Below are 16,770 nucleotides of genomic sequence, written 5' to 3' on the forward strand. Positions count from 1 at the left end.
GTGAACTAGACGTGTGCGGCCTGCTTGGACTGATCTGTTCGACCGAAGCCGACGCCGCGGGCGCCCGTGAGGCGGTCGACGCCGCCATGCGCTGCCAGCGCCACCGCGGTCCCGACGAGCACGACACCTGGGCCGACGCCGAGGTCGTCTACGGCTTCAACCGGCTCGCCTTCATCGACGTCGACCACGCTCACCAGCCGCTGATCTGGGGCCCGCCGGAGGCCCCTGAGCGCTACACGCTGAACTTCAACGGCGAGATCTACAACTACAAGGAGCTGCGCGACGAACTGGCCGCCGGACACGGTGCGAAGTTCGCCACAGAGGGCGACGGCGAGGCGATCGTCGCGGCGTACCACTATCTCGGCGACGACGCGGTGAAGAAGCTGCGCGGCATGTTCGCCTTCATGATCTGGGATTCCCAGGAGAAGGTCGTCTTCGGCGCGCGCGACCCGTTCGGCATCAAGCCGCTGTTCTACTCCGCCGGTCCCGGCAAGATCGCCTTCTCGAGTGAGAAGAAGAGTCTGCTGGAGCTTTCGAGCGTCCTCGGCGTCGAGGAGAAGCTGGACCGCACGGCCCTGCAGCACTACCTGGTGCTGCAGTACGTGCCGGAGCCCGAGTCGCTGCACACCGGGATCCGCCGCGTCGAGTCCGGCACGTCGTTCCGGGTCGTCCCGGGCGGCGACGTCGAGTTCACCCGCTACTTCCACCCGCAGTTCGCCGCGAAGCCGGTCAACAGCGAGGCCGAGGCGGAGGCGCTGTACGAGCGCATCGCCGATGTGATGCGCGACTCGGTCGGCAAGCACATGATCTCCGACCCGGACGTCACGGTCGGCGCGTTCCTCTCCGGCGGCATCGACTCGACCGCGACCGCGACACTGGCCAAGGAGCACAACCCGAACCTGATCGCGTTCACCACCGGGTTCGAGCGTGAGGGCTACTCCGAGGTCGACGTCGCCGCCGAAACGGCCGCGGCGATCGGCGTGAAGCACGTGGTCCGCACGGTGTCGGCGGACGAGATGATGGAGGCGCTGCCGCTCATCGTCTGGTACCTCGACGACCCGGTGGCCGACCCGGCGCTCGTGCCGCTGTGGTTCATCGCCCGCGAGGCGCGCAAGCACGTCAAGGCCGTACTGTCCGGCGAAGGCGCCGACGAGCTCTTCTGCGGCTACACGATCTACAACGAGCCGATCTCGCTGGCGCCGTTCGAAAAGATCCCCGGCGGGATGCGGAAGATCATCGGCAAGGTCTCCACGAAGATCCCCGAGGGCACGCGAGGCAAGGACCTGCTGCGGCGCGGGGCGCTGCCGCTGGAGGACCGCTACTACGGCAACGCGCGCAACTTCCGCGACGACCAGCTCCGCAACGTGCTCCGCACCTATGAGGAAGGCGTCGGGTTCAAGGACGTCACCGCTCCTTGGTACAAGATCTCCGAGGGCTGGGACCCGGTCGCGCGGATGCAGCACGTCGACCTCTACACCTGGCTGCGCGGCGACATCCTGGTCAAGGCCGACAAGGTGACCATGGCGAACTCGCTGGAACTGCGCGTGCCGTTCCTCGACGCCGAGGTGTTCAAGGTCGCCGCGAGCATCCCGCTCGACCAGAAGCTCGCGCACGGCACCACGAAGTACGCGCTGCGCCAGGCGCTGGCGAAGATCATCCCGGCGCATGTGCTGAACCGGCGCAAGCTCGGCTTCCCGGTGCCGATCCGGCTGTGGCTGCGCAACGAGATGTACGACTGGGCCAAGGGCATCATCTCGGACTCCCAGACCGACGAGCTGCTCGACAAGAAGGCCGTGCTGGCCCTGCTCGACGAGCACAAGGCCGGGCAGCTCGACCGCAGCCGCCAGCTGTGGGCGCTGCTGGTGTTCATGCTGTGGCACGGCATCTTCGTCGAGAACCGCATCAAGCCCGAGGTGCCGGAACCGGTCTACCCGGTGAAGCTCTAGCTAGGTCGTGTCCGGCAAGTCGGTTCGATGGGCTTCGTGTTCCAGGTGGTTCCTGACGGTGCGGCCGGTTCGGACTCGTACCGGGTTGTACTCGACCGGACCGGCCGTACCGTCAGGGGCCGCCTGGGCGCGGAGACCGCGGACTGACTTGCCGGACACGGCCCAGTCACGACACTCCCTGCCGGCCTTCACCGTTCGCGCGGTGGAGGCCAGCATGGAGTCATGGACTTCGTCCTCGTGCACGGCACGACGCAGAGCCCCGCGGGCTGGGACCGGGTGGCCACGTTGCTCACCGCGGCCGGGCACCGCGCGATCGCGGTCGACCTGCTGACCCCGGAAGATCTGCCTGTCGCGGGTTACGCGCAGCACGTGCGCGAGCAGTACGTCGGCGAGCGGCCGGTCGTGGTGGCCCATTCGGGTTCCGGGGTCCTGCTTCCCGCGATCGCCGACGCGCTCGGCGCGCGGGCGCTGGTGTGGCTCGCCGCCTACATTCCCGATTTCCCCGGTGGGAAGAGCCTGCGCGACGAGGCCAAAAGCGTGCTCGAACCGGACTGGATCGGCGTGGATCCGACGGCCGATCCCGCGAAGGCGTCCGAGTTCCTCTTCCACGACTGTGATTCGGAGACCGAACACCTGGCACTGGGCAGTTTGCGGCTGTTCGACCCCGCTGTTCTCGCCGTGCACCCGGCCGGGCCCGCGCCGGAGATCCCGTCGACGGTGATCGTCCCCACCCGCGACCGCACCCTCAGGCCCGGCTGGCTGCGCCGAGCGGCCAGGGACCGGCTCGGTGTCACCGCCGTCGAGGTCGACGCCGGGCACTGCCCCCAGCTGTCCCGTCCCGCCGAGATCGCCGGAATCCTGACCGGACGCGCGTGAAGGCCTCCTTCCCTCGGCTGAGCGGAGGGAAGGAGGCCTTCACGCGTCGAATCAGGTCAAGCGGGCAGGACCGCGGCGATCTCCTCGGCGGACTCCGGACCGAAGGCCTCCTTGAGACGGCCCAGGACATCAGCGCGATCGAAGGACCATTCCTGCGTGCCGACGGTCTCCAGCACCAGAACGGCGATCAGCGAACCGAGCTGCGCCGCACGCTCCAGGCTGAGGCCGCCCTCGATACCGGCGATGAATCCGGCGCGGAAGCCGTCGCCGACACCGGTCGGGTCGACCTTGCCGCGCTCCGGGACGGCACCGATCTGCAGCGCGAGACCGTCCTTGCCGATGATCTCGACGCCCTTTTCCCCGAGCGTCGTGATCCGCATGCCGACGCGGTCGAGGACGTCCGCCTCGGTCCAACCGGTCTTCTGGAGCAGAAGCTCCCATTCGTAGTCGTTGCTGAACAGGTACTTCGCGCCCTCGACGAAGGCGCGCACCTGCTCGCCGTCCATCCGGGCCAGCTGCTGCGAGGGGTCGACGGCGAAGGTGTAGCCGCGCTGGCGGCACTCCTCGGCGTGCCGGACCATGCCTTCGGGGTCGTCCGGGCTGATCAGCACGAGCGACAACTCACCGGCGTGGGCGGCGACCGGCGCGAGTTCGATGTTGCGGGACTCGGCCATCGCACCGGCGTAGAAGGTGGCGATCTGGCAGAGGTCCTCGTCGGTGGTGCAGACGAAGCGGGCGGTGTGCGCGACCTCGGACACCAGCACACCGGCGGTGTCGACGCCATGCCGCTCGAGCCACGAGCGATAGTCGGCGAAGTCGGAGCCCACCGCGCCGACCAGGATCGGACGCTGACCCAGCACGCCGAGACCGAAGGCGATGTTCGCGCCGATCCCACCCCGCCGGACGACGAGGTCGTCGGCCAGGAAGCTCAGGGACACGCGGTGCAGCTGCTCGGCGATGAGCTGCTCGGCGAACCTGCCGGGGAAGTGCATGAGGTGGTCGGTTGCGATACTGCCGGATACTGCGATCCTGGCGCTGTCTGCCACCGGTTCTCCTTGTTCTGTCGGCCTCGTGGGACGAGGACGGCTAAGTTACCCGCAGGTCATGCCCCATACGGGTTGCTTCAGGCACGGCCACGAACACTACCGGTTGGTAGTGGTGTCCTACTCGTACGCGAGTCATTAACTTGTCGTTCGTGCCCTCTTTTACGCATCACCTCGAACCGGAATCCATCGGCGAGCTCATCGCCGACTGCGCCGGCATCCCGTCGTCCCTCCAGGCCGAGAACCTGCCACTGCCCCGGCAGATCGCTCCGCCGTGGACCGTCGACGAACGGTGTCTCGCCCAGGTCGACGATCTGGACGCCTACGTCTGATCCGCTGCGGCCGTGAAAAGCCGCGGGCATGAAGAAGGGCCGCGACCTGGGTGAGGTTCGCGGCCCTTCTTCATGCCCGACGCCGGTCAGTGGAAGCTGTCGCCGCAGGCGCAGCTACCCGTCGCGTTCGGGTTGTCGATCGTGAAGCCCTGCTTCTCGATCGAGTCGACGAAGTCGATCACGGCGGTGGAGACGTACGGCGCGCTCATCCGGTCGACGGCCACGCGGAGCCCGTCGAAGTCACGGAACAGGTCGCCGTCGAGCGTGCGCTCGTCGAAGAACAGCTGGTAGCGCAAGCCGGCGCACCCACCGGGCTGGACGGCGATGCGCAGGTGCATGTCGTCACGGCCCTCCTGCTCGAGCAGGGCCTTCGCCTTGGCGGCGGCGGCATCGGTCAACGTGACGCCGTGGGTCTCCTCGGCGGTTTCGGCCTGAGCTGCTGCTGCCTGCTCAGCGGTCGTCATGGTTCTCCCTCTGGTCGAACTCGCTGCGGGTACTCGTCTTGCACATGGTCCAACACTTCGGAGTCCCGATCTGTTCCCCTCCATGGTGACATATCGCTCGGCCTGGTGCGTGGCACCGTGACGCCTGCAACTACCCTGGTGAGGTGAGGTTCCTGCGCCGTAGCACCACAGACTCCGCCACGACCGACGCCGAGACGCCCGACACCGAGGTCGTCGAGGTCCAGGCCAAGGCCTACACGCCCGGCAAGGGCAAGGCCACGCCCAAACGACGTGAGGCCGAGGCCAAGCGCCGTGGCCCGGTGGCGCCCCCGCCCACCAGCATGCGGGAGGCGATGAAGCGCAACAAGGAACTCCGCAAGGCGGCGAAGGCCGACCCGCAGTACAAGGCCAAGCAGCGCAACGCCGCGAAGGAACGTCGCGAGCGGATGATGGCGGGCGACGACAAGTACCTGCTCCCGCGCGACCGCGGTCCGGTCAAGGCCTACATCCGTGACCTCGTCGACTCCCGGCGCAACCTGCTCGGCCTCTTCATGCCGCTCGCGATCCTGGTGTTCGTCGCCTTGATCCTCCCGTACCCGGACGTGCAGCGCTACGCGACGCTGCTGTGCACCGTGATGCTGCTCGGCATGATCGTCGAAGGCGTGCTCAGCGGGCGCCGGATCGCGAAGATGGTCCGCCTGAAGTTCCCGGACGAGACGGTCAAGGGCGTTTCGGTCGGCTGGTACGCCTTCATCCGGGCGAGCCAGATCCGCAAGCTCCGCGTCCCGAAGCCGCGGGTCAAGCCCGGCGACAAGGTCTGAGCAGGCGAATCCCAGGTCGTTAGCGTGACTAACGGCTTGGGGTAGAGTCGCGCCCATGGAGTTCCGACGCCTCGGCCGCAGCGGCCTCAATGTCAGTGAGATCTCGTACGGCAACTGGCTCACCCACGGGTCCCAGGTGGAAGAAGACCAGGCCCAGGCCTGCATCAAGGCGGCGCTCGACGCCGGCATCACCACCTTCGACACCGCCGATGTTTACGCGAACACGGCCGCCGAATCGGTGCTCGGCCGCGGGCTGAAGGGCCTGCGCCGGGAAAGCCTGGAGATCTTCACCAAGGTCTACTGGCCGACCGGTCCCAAGGGCCCCAACGACCAGGGCCTGGGCCGCAAGCACATCATGGAGTCGGCGAACGCTTCGCTGAAGCGGCTCGGCACCGACTATGTCGACCTCTACCAGGCGCACCGGTTCGACCGGACCGTTCCGCTCGAAGAGACCTTCCTCGCCTTCGCCGACCTCGTCCGCCAGGGCAAGGTGCTCTACGTCGGTGTCTCGGAGTGGACCGCCGAGCAGATCACCCAGGGCGCCGCGATCGCGCGTGAGCTGAAGGTGCCGTTCGTCTCGAACCAGCCGCAGTACAACGCGCTGTGGCGGGTCATCGAGGCGCAGGTCGTCCCGGCGTCCGAACGCGAAGGCCTCAGCCAGATCGTCTGGTCGCCGATCGCACAGGGCGTGCTCACCGGCAAGTACCAGCCCGGTCAGCCGCTGCCCGAGGGCTCCCGCGCGACGGACGAGAAGGGTGGCGCCAACATGGTCGCCCGCTTCCTCAACGACGATGTCCTCGAGCGGGTGCAGCGGCTGCGGCCGATCGCGGACAAGGCGGGGCTCACGCTGGCCCAGCTGTCCGTGGCGTGGGTACTGCAGAACCCGAACGTCGCTTCGGCGATCATCGGCGCTTCGCGACCGGAGCAGGTGCACGAGAACGTGAAGGCGGCCGGCGTGAAGCTGGACGCGGATCTGCTCGCCGCCATCGACGAGGCCCTCGACGGCGTCGTCGAGACCGACCCGACGCTGACCCGCAGCCCCTGATCCCCGGCATTCGGTCGACTAAGTGCGGCGAACGCATTCCTCGCACTTAGTCGACCGAATGCGTCGTCAGTCGCCGTGGACGCGCGCCTGATACGCCATTTGACCGTCGAGGTCGAGAGCGTCACCGGGCGCGCGGAGCGGCTCGATTCCCAAGCCCCGCAGCAACCTGCTCGCACCGGCGACGCGGTCGCCCGCCCGGCCCTCGACCCGCTCCGGCCGGTGACCTCGCTGGATCAGCAGTCCCTCGACGTCGTCGATCAGCCGGTACGGGTCGTAGACCTGCGGGTCAGGCATGGCCACCGCCGGGAACCCAGGTGTTCCCGGTGATCCTCTCGTAGACCTCGGTGTAGCGCTCGCGGGTCGCCTCGACGATCTCGTCCGGGATCGCGGGGCCGGGCGGTGTCTTGTCCCAGCCGGTGGTCGTGGACCAGTCGCGGACGAACTGCTTGTCGAACGCGTGCTGCGTCCGGCCCGGCTCGTAGTCGTCGGCAGGCCAGAAACGCGACGAGTCCGAGGTGAGGACCTCGTCCCCGAGCGTCAGCACACCGTCGGCGTCGAACCCGAATTCGATCTTGGTATCGGCGATGATGATGCCGTTCTTCGCCGCGTGCTCCGCGCCCTTGGTGTAGACCTCGAGCGTCAGATCGCGGAGGCGGTCCGCGGTCTCCTTGCCGATGTCGTTCACGACCTCGGCGAAGGTCATGAACTCGTCGTGGCCGGTGTCGGAGATCTTCGTGGTGGGCGTGAAGATCGGCTCGGGCAGCTTGTCCGCCTCGACGAGCCCGGCGGGCAGCTCGACGCCGGAAACCGCGCCGTCACGCCGGTATTCGCGCATGCCGAGCCCGGTGAGGTAGCCGCGCGCGATGCATTCGACCTGGATCATCTTCAGCGGCTTGCACCGCATGGCTCGGCCGGCGAATTCGGCGGGGACGTCGGTCGTGGAGAGGACGTGGTTCGGGACGACGTCGGCCATCTTTTCGAACCACCAGGCGGAAAGCTGGTTCAGCAGCGCGCCCTTGTCCGGGATCGGGGTCGGCAGCGAGACGTCGTAGACCGAAACGCGATCGGACGCGACGAGCAGAATGTCGCCGTCGATTTCGTAAAGGTCCCGGACCTTACCCGCGTGAATGTGCTTCATGCCCCGTCCTCGATGTTGTATTCGTAGAAAACCCAGTGGTTCGGCAAGGCCGCCGATTCGCCGTACTCGAGTACGTCGCCTTCCGCGGAGAGAAACCTGTTGCGGCTCAACAAGATCGCCGAACCTTCGGCCACGCCGAGCTCTGCCGCTTCCTCGGCACCCGCCAGCCCCGCGGCGTGCTGGGAATGAGTCGACGTCAGTACCCGGCCGGTCCGGTCCGCCACATATTTGACCGTGCCTTCGACGATCCGCACCGGCTCGAACAACAAAGGCGCCTTCGCCGCTACAGCGCCGTCGAACCACGAAACCGACGTCGACACCGGACGGCCTTCGCTCGCGTATGTGGTCCTCCGCCGCCGGATCGCGGGTGCGCCTTCTTCGATGCCGAGCGCGTCCGCCACCCTCTCCGGCGCCGGGATCAGCCCGGCTTCACGGATTTTCGCGTAGTGGCCTGGTGGATAGACCTTGCCGGTCCTCGCGATCGAGATCGTCCTGTCTTGCGCGGAACGGTGCAACGCTCGGGTTTGCACCACTGTCCCGACGCCGCGGATCGCGCGGACCAGACCTTCGGCGCGCAGCGTCGAGAGGACCTTCATCGCCGTCGCCATGGCGACGTTCCAGTTCCTGGCGATCTCACGCGCGGACGGGACCGCGTCGCCTTCCTTGAGCCTGCCCGAAACGATGTCGTCGCGAATGCTTCCCGCGATCTGGAGATACGGCGGTTCAGGTCGGTCGACGGCGGGCAAGGTGACTCCTCACAAGGTCGCGCGGTGCGCACAAGCGTTCTAGCACACCAATGGGCGAGCACCAAGGATCCTGCTCACACCCCATTATTACGTACTAGTACACATTCTGGACGGTGCTCTAGTACACCTGTTACTCTCCGCAGAGTTCCCGAAACCCGTTAGGGGGCTCGATGAACCACCTGAGCATCGACGAACTGCTCGAAGAGCTTCGAAGACGCCGGTGGGTCGTGTACATCTTCGGCCCACGGGAGGAACCGGAGGTCTGTGCCGCGGTGTTCCAGTGGGACACCTGTGCCGACGTCCTCGTCCTGCGCGGTGAGGAACGGGCGAGCGCCTTCCGGGTCACCACGTTCCCGGACACGGACGTCTTCCAGCCCGCGCTCGTTTCGTGGCAATACCACTCGACCGCCGATTGGACGCTGCGCGCGGTGCTCACCATCCCGCCGCCCGGTACTCCCGGCGCGCCGATCCAGTTGCTGCAGCCACATCCGGACTGCGTGATCCCGAAGGACGCGCGCCAGCCGGTCACCATCCTGCCCGCCAATGGAGCCACCGCCGATCAGGGCGATCCCTGACCTCGGCCGATCACCTGCTCGGCGACAACGAGGTCGTGCGGGTAGGTGATCTTGAGGTTCTCCGCGCTGCCGGGAACCCACCGCACCGGTAGCGCGGAGAACCTTTCCATGCACGAAGACGTGTCCGTGCCGACGAAACCCTCACGCTCGGCTGTTTCGTAGGCCGCGAGCAACGGCGCGGCGCGGAATCCTTGCGGCGTCTGCACCCGGATCGCGCCGGGCAGCGCGCCGGAAACGCTGTCGCCGTCGACGCGCACGACGTCGTCGGCCGCCACCCCCGGCACCGCTCCCCCGTACCGCCGTGTGTCGGCGAGGACGTCCGCGATCAGCTCCGAGGTGACGAGCGGGCGGGCCGCGTCGTGCAGCAGTACCGCGTCGATCTCACCGCTCTCGATCCGGGAAGCCAAGTGGCGCAAGGCATTCAGCTCCGAGCCCTGACGCGTGGCGCCGCCGTGGACGAGTTCGACCTCACCCGGATGCGCGGCCAGCACCTCCCGCGCGAGTTCCGTGTCCTGCGGCCGGATGACCAGCACGAGCACGTCGATTCCGGGCACGCGAGCAAAGGCGTCGAGAGACCACGCGACGACCCGCCTGCCCGCAACGGGCAAGTAGACCTTGTTGAGCTTGGCGCCGACCCGGGTGCCCGCTCCGCTCGCGAGCACCACTCCGGCGGCCTTCGTTTGAGCCACAGGCAACTCTGGCACAGGCGGGTCGGTAGGTTGGGCGCGGCCACCGAAGCGATCCGAAGGGGCAGGGCGTTGGACGACGATATCCTCGAATTCGCCGAAGTCGAGCAGCCTGATGAACACGCGCGCTCGGCGGCGATCGCCCTGCACTCGAAACTGATCAAGCCGGCGGGGTCGCTGGGCAGGCTGGAGGAGCTGGGCGTGTGGGTCGCCGCCTGCCAGGGCCAGTCGCCACCGCGCCCCTTCACCCGGCCACGGGTAGTGGTGTTCGCCGGAGACCACGGTATCGCCGCGAAAGGTGTCTCGGCCTATCCGAGCGAAGTCACCGCGCAACTCGTCGGCAGCATGCTGACCGGTGGCGCGGCCATCAACGTGCTGGCCGCCTCGGCGGGAGCGAGCGTCCGCGTCGTCGACATGGCCGTCGACAGCGACGCCCCCGCCACGCGGTCGATCGGCGAGTTCAAGGTGCGGCGCGGGTCCGGCTCGATCGACGTCGAGGACGCGCTGACCGACGCCGAGGCGCGCGCCGCCGTCCGCGCGGGCCGGGCGATCGCCGACGCCGAGGTCGACGGCGGGGCCGACCTGCTCATCGCGGGTGATCTCGGCATCGGGAACAGCACCCCGGCCTCGGTACTGGTCGCGGCGCTGACCGGCAGTGAACCGGTGGCCGTCGTGGGCCGCGGTTCGGGGATCGACGACAACGCCTGGATGCGCAAGGCCGCCGCGGTCCGTGACGCGCTGCGACGGGCCAGGACGGTGCTGGCCGATCCGGTCGCGCTGCTGCGCACCGCCGCCGGCGCCGACATCGCCGCGATGGCGGGGTTCCTCGCGCAGGCCTCGCTCCGGAAGACGCCGGTGATCCTGGACGGCCTGGTCGCCGCCGCGGCCGCGCTGGTCGCGGAGGAACTCGTTCCCGGCGCTCGGCAATGGTGGACCGCGGGCCAGCGCGGCGGCGAACCCGCGCACGCGCTGGCGCTGGAGCACCTCGACCTGGACCCGATCCTGGATCTGGACGTCCGCCTCGGCGAGGGGACGGGCGCGGTCGCGGCGCTGCCGCTGGTGTTCATGGCGACGCGGGTGCTCGCGGAGATGGCCACGCACGAGCAGGCGGGGGTGAGCGGGCCGCTGATCGACGCTCCCGCTTCCTGATCCTTTCGCGCGCCGGAAGCCCGCGTTTAGTCCTCTGGATGCGGGGTCGCCCCGGCACCCGGCATGAGATGAACGGGACTTTCATTGCAAAATTGCAATGAAAGTCCCGTTCATCTCATCCGGCGAGGCTCATCTCACGGCCGTCGGCGCGAACCGCGACTCAGCCCAACGGGTACATCCAGCCTTCCGGAGCGGGCCGGGTGCCCTCCTGGATCCCGGTCAGCGCGCCGCGCAGCTTCATCGTCAGCTCACCGGGCTGACCGCCCGCCACGGAGAACTCGCCGCCCGCGTGCTTCACGTGCCCGACCGGCGTGATGACCGCCGCGGTCCCGCAGGCGAACACCTCGGTCAGCTCGCCCGAAGCGGCGGCCTTCTCCCACTCGTCGGTGGAGATCCGCCGTTCCTCGACCTGGTGGCCGAACGACTTCGCCAGCTCCAGCAGCGACTTCCGGGTCACCCCCGGCAGCAGCGAACCGGTCAGTTCGGGGGTCACGACGCGGGCCTCGTCGCCGGAGCCGAAGACGAAGAACAGGTTCATCCCGCCCATCTCCTCGACCCAGCGCCGCTCGACCGCGTCGAGCCACACGACCTGGTCACAGCCCTTTTCCACGGCCTGCGCCTGCGCCACGAAGGACGCCGCGTAGTTACCGGCGCATTTGGCCTCGCCGGTGCCGCCGGGGACCGCGCGCACGTACTCGGTCGAGAGCCACACGCTCACCGGCTTGACGCCACCGGAGAAGTACGAGCCGGCGGGCGAGCCGATCAGCGCGTAGAGGTACTCGTTCGCGGGCCGGTTGACGCCGAGCCCGGCTTCGGTGGAGATCATGAAGGGCCGCAGGTACAGCGACTCGCCCGGCTTCGTCGGGACCCAGCGGGAGTCGACCGCGATGAGCTCGCGGATCGAGTCGAGGAAGACCTCCACCGGCAGCTGCGGCATGGCGAGGCGCTCGGCCGAGTTGCGGAAGCGGAGCGCGTTCGCGTCGGGCCGGAACGCGGCGATCGTCCCGTCCGGCTGGCGGTACGCTTTGAGGCCTTCGAAGATCGCCTGGCCGTAGTGCAGCACGGAGGTCGCCGGGTCCAGCGTCAAGGGCGCGTACGGACCGACGGTCGCGTCGTGCCAGCCCTGCTCGGCGCTCCATTTCACGGTCACCATGTGGTCGGTGAAGTGCAAGCCGAAGCCGGGTGCGGCCAATACGTCCGCGACGCGTTCCGGGCTCGCGGGGCTCGGGTGCGGGAGATGGTCGAACTGCGTCGAGGTCGTCATGACTATGACGATAACGCTTGGTCGGACCCACGTTAGTCGGACGTCCGCATATCTTTACCTCCCGCTATCTGTCCGTCGCGACGAACACGCGGGGCCTCCCGCCCCTAGGATGGCGACGTGACGTTAAACCCCATGCAGCCCGCTCACCCGGCCAAGCCCGCCGCCTCCGGCACGGGGGCCGACATCAAGACGTTCGCGACGGCGGTACTGCTGACCTTCGGCACCGGCCTGCTGATGATGGACGGCTGGGCCCTGCTGGACAGCGGCTTCGGCGCGTTCCTCGGCCTGGTCGGCGCCGGTTTCGGCATCTTCTGGTGGCGGAGCATCCAAGGCAAGGTGTTCCCGCGCGAGCTGTCCACCAAGGCGGTGGTCATCCTCACCGTGATCAACGTCGTGCTGATGCTGCTGCTCCTGTTGCAGGTGAGCTAGAGCAACCCGTCCGGAAGGCCGGGCGCCGGCCAGTCCGGCTCCGGCCGGAAGTCGGTCCACGTCCCGTCGAAGGGGAACCGGCCGGCGTCCGCGAGCGCCCCGATCCGTTCGCCCTCGGCCCGCAGCCGCTCGAGCTGCCCGGCGGTGATCCGTCCGGCGAGGACGGCTTCTTCGGCCTCGTCCTCGTCCTTCCACCGCCAGCGCCCGCCGGGTTCGACGGCGACGTCGAGGATGCCGTCGATGCGGTCCGGCCCGGTCGACGTGCGCCCCAGCGGGACCTCGAGGTTGACGTACCAGTTCAGGAAGTGCCCGTCCGCGTCGAAGAACCACCACACCGACGACCATTCGTCGTCGGCGATCCGGCGCAGCGTCGAGGTGTCGCGCCAAAAGTCGGCGACGCGCACCCTCGGCACCCGGAACCGCTCCTCGAGCGGCGCGTCCCGGAAGTGCCGCCCGTCGGCGAGCCTGCTGCCGATGATCGGGGTGTCCGCGGGCAGCCAGCCGAGCAGCACGGTGCCGTCGTCGTCGAGGACGCGCAGCGGGTGATGCTGGCCGATCGAACCGTCCGGTCGCAGGAACCGTTCGACGACCGTGTCGCCCGGGGTCCAGAGGGGATCACGCACGCCTTGCACGGTACCCACGGGCGCGGACCCGCAGAACCAGTTCGGCGAGCGTTCCCACTGCCGCGAGCCCGAGGGCCACGACCGGCCCAGCGAAGGCCGCGACGACGGCCACGATCAGTCCACAAGCGAGTGTCGCCTTAGGACGTTCTGGGGAAAGCCGTTCCCGGCCGTCGGTGAAGGCGTCCACCGCGACGGGCACGGTCGCCACGGCGACCACCACGGTCAGCACCGGCAGCAGCGAGACCGCGTCGGCCGCGGCGAGGAGTTCGCGGAACGACGTCGCCGAGAGTCCCAGCCGGACCGGCCCCAGCTGGTAGAGCGCGACGGCGACGATCGCCACGGCCACGACGCCCACCGCGGCCGCCCGGCCCGCGCCAGGACGGCGGGGCAGCAGGAACGGCAGCAGCACCAGCACGGCGAGGCCGAGTCCGGGCACCGAAGGCGGGTTCGGCGCGATGAACTGCGCCAGGGGCGGGATCCCGACGCAGACCGCGATCAGGGCGGCGGCCGCGGCCAGCAGCAGGCCGGTGACCCAGCGGGCGGCGTAGTCGCCGAGGCGGACCCCGGCGAGATCGGCGACACCGACCACGACCGCGAACACCGCGGCGGCGACTCCGGGCGCCGTCGGGAAGAGGTAGTGCCCGAACGTCGTGGCGAAGACCAGCACCAGGCCCAGCCGCGAAACAGCGCCCGCGACCCGCTCCGGGCGGGTGTCTCCCAGCGGCGGTGGCAACGCCTCCGTCGCGACGGCGAGCACGGCCGCGACGACGGTGGCGAGAAGCACCCAGTAGTCCGCTCCTGAGGTGCCCACCGCGAGCGCGATGAGCAGACCGCCGGCCAGCCGCACGCCGTCTCCCTTCCTCCCGCACCGAGTGACCCCGTCGGCCCCGCTGTTACCCCAGGTCCGACTGTCATTAGCATGGCTCACGATCCGACCGGGCGGCCGCCCGGTACCCACCGCGAACGCGCGAGGAGCCAGAAGTGACCGTGCCGAAGCTTGCCCTGACCGAGAACGCCGAAGCGGCGCTTGCCAAGACGCGAGCCGACGTCGTCGTCATCGGCACCCTCCAGGGCGAGGACGGCCTGGCGCTCGCCGCCGGCTCCTCCGTCGCCGATGCCGCGTTCGACGGCAAGCTCGCCGAGGTCCTCGGCACGCTGGGCGCGTCGGGCAAGCCCGACGAGGTCGTCAAGGTACCGACGCTCGGCAAGCTGTCCGCCGGTGTCGTGCTGGCCGTCGGTCTCGGCAAGGCAGGCGCGGACGGCGTCACCGCCGAGCAGGTCCGCCGGGGTGCCGGTGCCGCGGCGCGGGCGCTGGGCGGCACCGAGCGCGCGTTCGTCACGCTGTCGGCGATCGACCTGCAGGCCGCCGTCGAGGGCACCGCGCTCGGTGCGTACAACTTCACCGAATACCGCTCGGAGAAGGGCGACGGCCCGGTCGCCAAGGTCGACTTCGTGAGCCCCGAAGAGGGCACCGCCAAGGACCACAAGGCGACGCTGAAGGCCGCCACCTTCATCGCGGAGTCGGTGATCATCGCCCGCGACCTGATCAACACCCCGCCGAACGACCTGTTCCCGGCTTCCTTCGCCGACCGCGCGAAGACGCTGGCCGAGGCGAACGACCTCGAGTTCGAGGTCCTCGACGAGAAGGCGCTCAAGCGCAAGGGTTTCGGCGGCATCCTCGGCGTCGGCGGCGGTTCCTCGCGTCAGCCGCGCCTGCTGCGTCTCGCCTACAAGCCCGCGAAGGCGGCGAAGAAGGTCGCGCTCGTCGGCAAGGGCATCACCTTCGACTCGGGCGGCATCTCGATCAAGCCCGCCGCGAACATGGACCACATGACCTCGGACATGTCGGGCGCGGCCGCCGTGCTCGCCTCCGTAGTGCTCGCCGCGAAGCTGAAGTACCCGCTCGAGGTCGTCGCGCACATCCCGCTGGCGGAGAACCTGCCCTCGGCCACCTCGTACCGGCCGGGTGACGTGCTCAGCATGTACGGCGGCAAGACCGTCGAGGTGCTCAACACCGACGCCGAAGGCCGTCTCGTGCTGGCCGACGCGATCGTGCGCGCGGGCGAGGAGAACCCCGACTACCTGATCGAGACCTCGACGCTGACCGGCGCGCAGGTCGTCGCGCTCGGCAACCGCACCGCGGGCGTCATGGGCTCGGACGAGTTCCGCGACCGGGTCGCTTCGATCGCGCAGGCGACCGGTGAGGGCGGCTGGGCCATGCCGCTGCCGGAGGAGCTGCGCGCCGACCTCGACTCGCGCCTCGCGGACCTGGCCAACGTCACCGGGCACCGCTGGGGCGGCATGCTCGCCGCGGGCATCTTCCTGCGCGAGTTCGTCGCCGACGGCCTGCCCTGGGCGCACATCGACATCGCGGGCCCGTCGTTCAACACCGCCGGACCGTGGGGCTACACCGGCAAGGGCGGCACCGGCGTCCCGGTCCGCACCATCGCCGCGGTCCTCGCGGACATCGCCGCCAACGGCTGATCTCCCACCCCGAACGCGCGTGAAGGCCCCCTTCCCTCGGTCGAGCCGAGGGAAGGGGGCCTTCACGCGCATGGCAGGGTCGGTTCCGTGGACAGGGACGCGTATCTCGAAGGCGCGATCAGGGACGTGCTCAGCGGTGACGAAGCGACGCTCGACGACCGGATCGGACACGCGGCGCTCTTGTTCGCCGCCTCCGGGGCGATGGCGGAAGCCGACCGGCTGATCACGCATTGGCACGCGCTCACCGAACGGCCCGTCACCGCGCTGGTCCCCGGTGCCGTGCAGGCACGCGCGTGGGCGATGCTCTTCGAAGCGAACGGCGGGCGGCCGGAGTGGGCCGCGACGCTGACCCCGCTCGACCTCGATGCCGAGGAGCGCGCGCACGAAGCGCACCTGGCCCGGCGCGTGTCCGATTTGGACGGTCTCTTCAGCGGCTCCCCGATCGGCGAGGCGGTGTCGCACCTCGGGCCATCGCGGCCGGATCGGCTCCGCGAGGCCGTCGCGCGAGGCGACCTCGACGCCTGGGCGGAGATCGCCTCACGACAAGGTCGTCCGGACGTCGCCGTGCTCGCCGCGTCACGGCGGCTCGCACCGCGCCTCGTCGCGGGCGCCGACCCGCTCGGACTCGGTGACTGGCCAGGAGTGTGCGCCGGGTCCCTGGTCGCGGCGCTGTATCAGCGTTACCCACCGGACACCGGCGGCTGGCGCGAGATGGTCGCGGGCATCCTCCGGCTGCGCGGCGGCGGCACCGCGCCCCCGGCGGCGTCGGCCCGCAACATCGACACGGCCGAAGCGCGCCTCGGGCTCCGGCTGCCCGCCGACTACCGGGAGTTCCTGCTGACCTGCGACGGCCTCCCCGCCGACGTCGTCTTCCCGCGACTGCTCGGGACGGCCGAACTGCGCGCGGAGGGCAAGGTCGTCGTGCTCTCCGACCCGGCCGTGGTGCTGCTCACCGCCGCCGGTGAGCACTGGCGCACGGTCGAAATCGACCCGGCGCTGGGCACGACGGTGCATCCCACGTTCCGGGCGCTGATGGAGCGGCACCTGCTCCTGCTGGCGCAGTCGGCATAAGACAGATGTCGGTACAGCTGGTCGTGAGTGGCGATTCGGGTTAGAACCCGAACCGCCCCCCCCGAACCCGGTGGACAGGGACGGCCCCCCAACCCGTCC

The 16,770-nt window shown here is 69.4% G+C and carries 19 protein-coding genes; 10 read left to right on the forward strand and 9 right to left on the reverse strand.

Annotation, left to right across the window (positions count from 1 at the left end; all coding sequences use genetic code 11):
* The first annotated feature begins 11 nt into the window (after window positions 1–11).
* Complete coding sequence (gene asnB, locus ACZ54P_RS19135; RefSeq protein WP_465462865.1) at window positions 12–1,946, forward strand: asparagine synthase (glutamine-hydrolyzing); 1,935 nt, start codon at window positions 12–14, stop codon at window positions 1,944–1,946.
* A 222-nt stretch (window positions 1,947–2,168) separates the two neighbouring features.
* Entirely contained in the window at window positions 2,169–2,822 is a 654-nt protein-coding gene (locus ACZ54P_RS19140) for an alpha/beta fold hydrolase (RefSeq protein ID WP_465462866.1), read from the forward strand.
* A gap of 56 nt (window positions 2,823–2,878) precedes the next feature.
* Here ACZ54P_RS19140 and ACZ54P_RS19145 read toward each other — a convergent pair whose 3' ends face one another.
* Window positions 2,879–3,868 carry a carbohydrate kinase family protein gene (locus tag ACZ54P_RS19145; RefSeq protein WP_465462867.1) on the reverse strand — a complete coding sequence of 330 codons (990 nt, stop codon included), beginning with the start codon at window positions 3,866–3,868 and terminating at the stop codon, window positions 2,879–2,881.
* Between the two features lie 149 nt (window positions 3,869–4,017).
* On the opposite strand from ACZ54P_RS19145, the gene ACZ54P_RS19150 reads away from it, so the two are divergent.
* Window positions 4,018–4,197 (forward strand): hypothetical protein, encoded by a 180-nt coding sequence (locus tag ACZ54P_RS19150; RefSeq protein ID WP_465462868.1) that lies wholly within the window; start codon window positions 4,018–4,020, stop codon window positions 4,195–4,197.
* Between the two features lie 86 nt (window positions 4,198–4,283).
* Here the strand turns inward: ACZ54P_RS19150 and ACZ54P_RS19155 are convergent, their stop codons facing one another.
* Window positions 4,284–4,661, reverse strand: coding sequence for a HesB/IscA family protein (locus tag ACZ54P_RS19155; RefSeq protein WP_465462869.1), 378 nt, complete (start codon window positions 4,659–4,661; stop codon window positions 4,284–4,286).
* A 143-nt stretch (window positions 4,662–4,804) separates the two neighbouring features.
* Between ACZ54P_RS19155 and ACZ54P_RS19160 the strand changes: the two genes are divergently transcribed.
* Window positions 4,805–5,461: a DUF3043 domain-containing protein gene (locus tag ACZ54P_RS19160; protein WP_465462870.1), complete on the forward strand. Its 657-nt coding sequence runs from the start codon at window positions 4,805–4,807 to the stop codon at window positions 5,459–5,461.
* 55 nt (window positions 5,462–5,516) lie between these two features.
* Window positions 5,517–6,506 (forward strand): aldo/keto reductase family protein, encoded by a 990-nt coding sequence (locus tag ACZ54P_RS19165; RefSeq protein ID WP_465462871.1) that lies wholly within the window; start codon window positions 5,517–5,519, stop codon window positions 6,504–6,506.
* Between the two features lie 66 nt (window positions 6,507–6,572).
* Here ACZ54P_RS19165 and ACZ54P_RS19170 read toward each other — a convergent pair whose 3' ends face one another.
* From ACZ54P_RS19170 to ACZ54P_RS19180, 3 genes are read right to left on the reverse strand one after another with little or no spacing between them, the layout of a single operon-like run.
* Window positions 6,573–6,800, reverse strand: coding sequence for a hypothetical protein (locus ACZ54P_RS19170; protein WP_465462872.1), 228 nt, complete (start codon window positions 6,798–6,800; stop codon window positions 6,573–6,575).
* Window positions 6,793–7,644: a phosphoribosylaminoimidazolesuccinocarboxamide synthase gene (locus ACZ54P_RS19175; protein WP_465462873.1), complete on the reverse strand. Its 852-nt coding sequence runs from the start codon at window positions 7,642–7,644 to the stop codon at window positions 6,793–6,795. The genes ACZ54P_RS19170 and ACZ54P_RS19175 overlap by 8 nt, the downstream gene beginning before the upstream one ends.
* A complete protein-coding gene (locus ACZ54P_RS19180; protein WP_465462874.1) occupies window positions 7,641–8,390 on the reverse strand; it encodes a GntR family transcriptional regulator in 750 nt (249 codons plus the stop codon). The genes ACZ54P_RS19175 and ACZ54P_RS19180 overlap by 4 nt, the downstream gene beginning before the upstream one ends.
* 170 nt (window positions 8,391–8,560) lie before the next feature.
* Between ACZ54P_RS19180 and ACZ54P_RS19185 the strand changes: the two genes are divergently transcribed.
* The gene (locus ACZ54P_RS19185; RefSeq protein ID WP_465462875.1) at window positions 8,561–8,965 is read left to right on the forward strand and encodes a hypothetical protein; all 405 of its coding nucleotides are present in this window, start codon (window positions 8,561–8,563) and stop codon (window positions 8,963–8,965) included.
* On the opposite strand, the gene ACZ54P_RS19190 is transcribed toward ACZ54P_RS19185, so the two are convergent.
* Window positions 8,950–9,630 carry an IspD/TarI family cytidylyltransferase gene (locus ACZ54P_RS19190; protein WP_465462913.1) on the reverse strand — a complete coding sequence of 227 codons (681 nt, stop codon included), beginning with the start codon at window positions 9,628–9,630 and terminating at the stop codon, window positions 8,950–8,952. The two genes, ACZ54P_RS19185 and ACZ54P_RS19190, sit on opposite strands and share 16 nt — an antisense overlap.
* Window positions 9,631–9,723: 93 nt before the next feature.
* Here ACZ54P_RS19190 and cobT point away from each other — a divergent pair, with 93 nt between their 5' ends.
* On the forward strand, window positions 9,724–10,800 hold the full coding sequence (gene cobT / locus ACZ54P_RS19195; protein ID WP_465462876.1) for a nicotinate-nucleotide--dimethylbenzimidazole phosphoribosyltransferase: 1,077 nt from the start codon (window positions 9,724–9,726) through the stop codon (window positions 10,798–10,800).
* A 160-nt stretch (window positions 10,801–10,960) separates the two neighbouring features.
* On the opposite strand, the gene ACZ54P_RS19200 is transcribed toward cobT, so the two are convergent.
* Window positions 10,961–12,064: a branched-chain amino acid aminotransferase gene (locus tag ACZ54P_RS19200; RefSeq protein WP_465462877.1), complete on the reverse strand. Its 1,104-nt coding sequence runs from the start codon at window positions 12,062–12,064 to the stop codon at window positions 10,961–10,963.
* Window positions 12,065–12,181: 117 nt separating this feature from the next.
* Between ACZ54P_RS19200 and ACZ54P_RS19205 the strand changes: the two genes are divergently transcribed.
* Complete coding sequence (locus ACZ54P_RS19205) at window positions 12,182–12,493, forward strand: hypothetical protein (RefSeq protein ID WP_465462878.1); 312 nt, start codon at window positions 12,182–12,184, stop codon at window positions 12,491–12,493.
* On the opposite strand, the gene ACZ54P_RS19210 is transcribed toward ACZ54P_RS19205, so the two are convergent.
* Together ACZ54P_RS19210 and ACZ54P_RS19215 are read right to left on the reverse strand one after the other, a co-directional pair.
* Window positions 12,490–13,116, reverse strand: a complete 627-nt coding sequence (locus ACZ54P_RS19210; RefSeq protein ID WP_465462879.1) for a DUF402 domain-containing protein — start codon at window positions 13,114–13,116, stop codon at window positions 12,490–12,492. The two genes, ACZ54P_RS19205 and ACZ54P_RS19210, sit on opposite strands and share 4 nt — an antisense overlap.
* Window positions 13,109–13,963: a hypothetical protein gene (locus tag ACZ54P_RS19215; protein WP_465462880.1), complete on the reverse strand. Its 855-nt coding sequence runs from the start codon at window positions 13,961–13,963 to the stop codon at window positions 13,109–13,111. The genes ACZ54P_RS19210 and ACZ54P_RS19215 overlap by 8 nt, the downstream gene beginning before the upstream one ends.
* 134 nt (window positions 13,964–14,097) lie before the next feature.
* On the opposite strand from ACZ54P_RS19215, the gene ACZ54P_RS19220 reads away from it, so the two are divergent.
* The gene (locus ACZ54P_RS19220) at window positions 14,098–15,600 is read left to right on the forward strand and encodes a leucyl aminopeptidase (RefSeq protein WP_465462881.1); all 1,503 of its coding nucleotides are present in this window, start codon (window positions 14,098–14,100) and stop codon (window positions 15,598–15,600) included.
* An 87-nt stretch (window positions 15,601–15,687) separates the two neighbouring features.
* Window positions 15,688–16,671 carry an SMI1/KNR4 family protein gene (locus ACZ54P_RS19225; RefSeq protein WP_465462882.1) on the forward strand — a complete coding sequence of 328 codons (984 nt, stop codon included), beginning with the start codon at window positions 15,688–15,690 and terminating at the stop codon, window positions 16,669–16,671.
* Window positions 16,672–16,770 lie beyond the last annotated feature (99 nt).

The organism is Amycolatopsis sp. NPDC034160 (assembly GCF_055575355.1).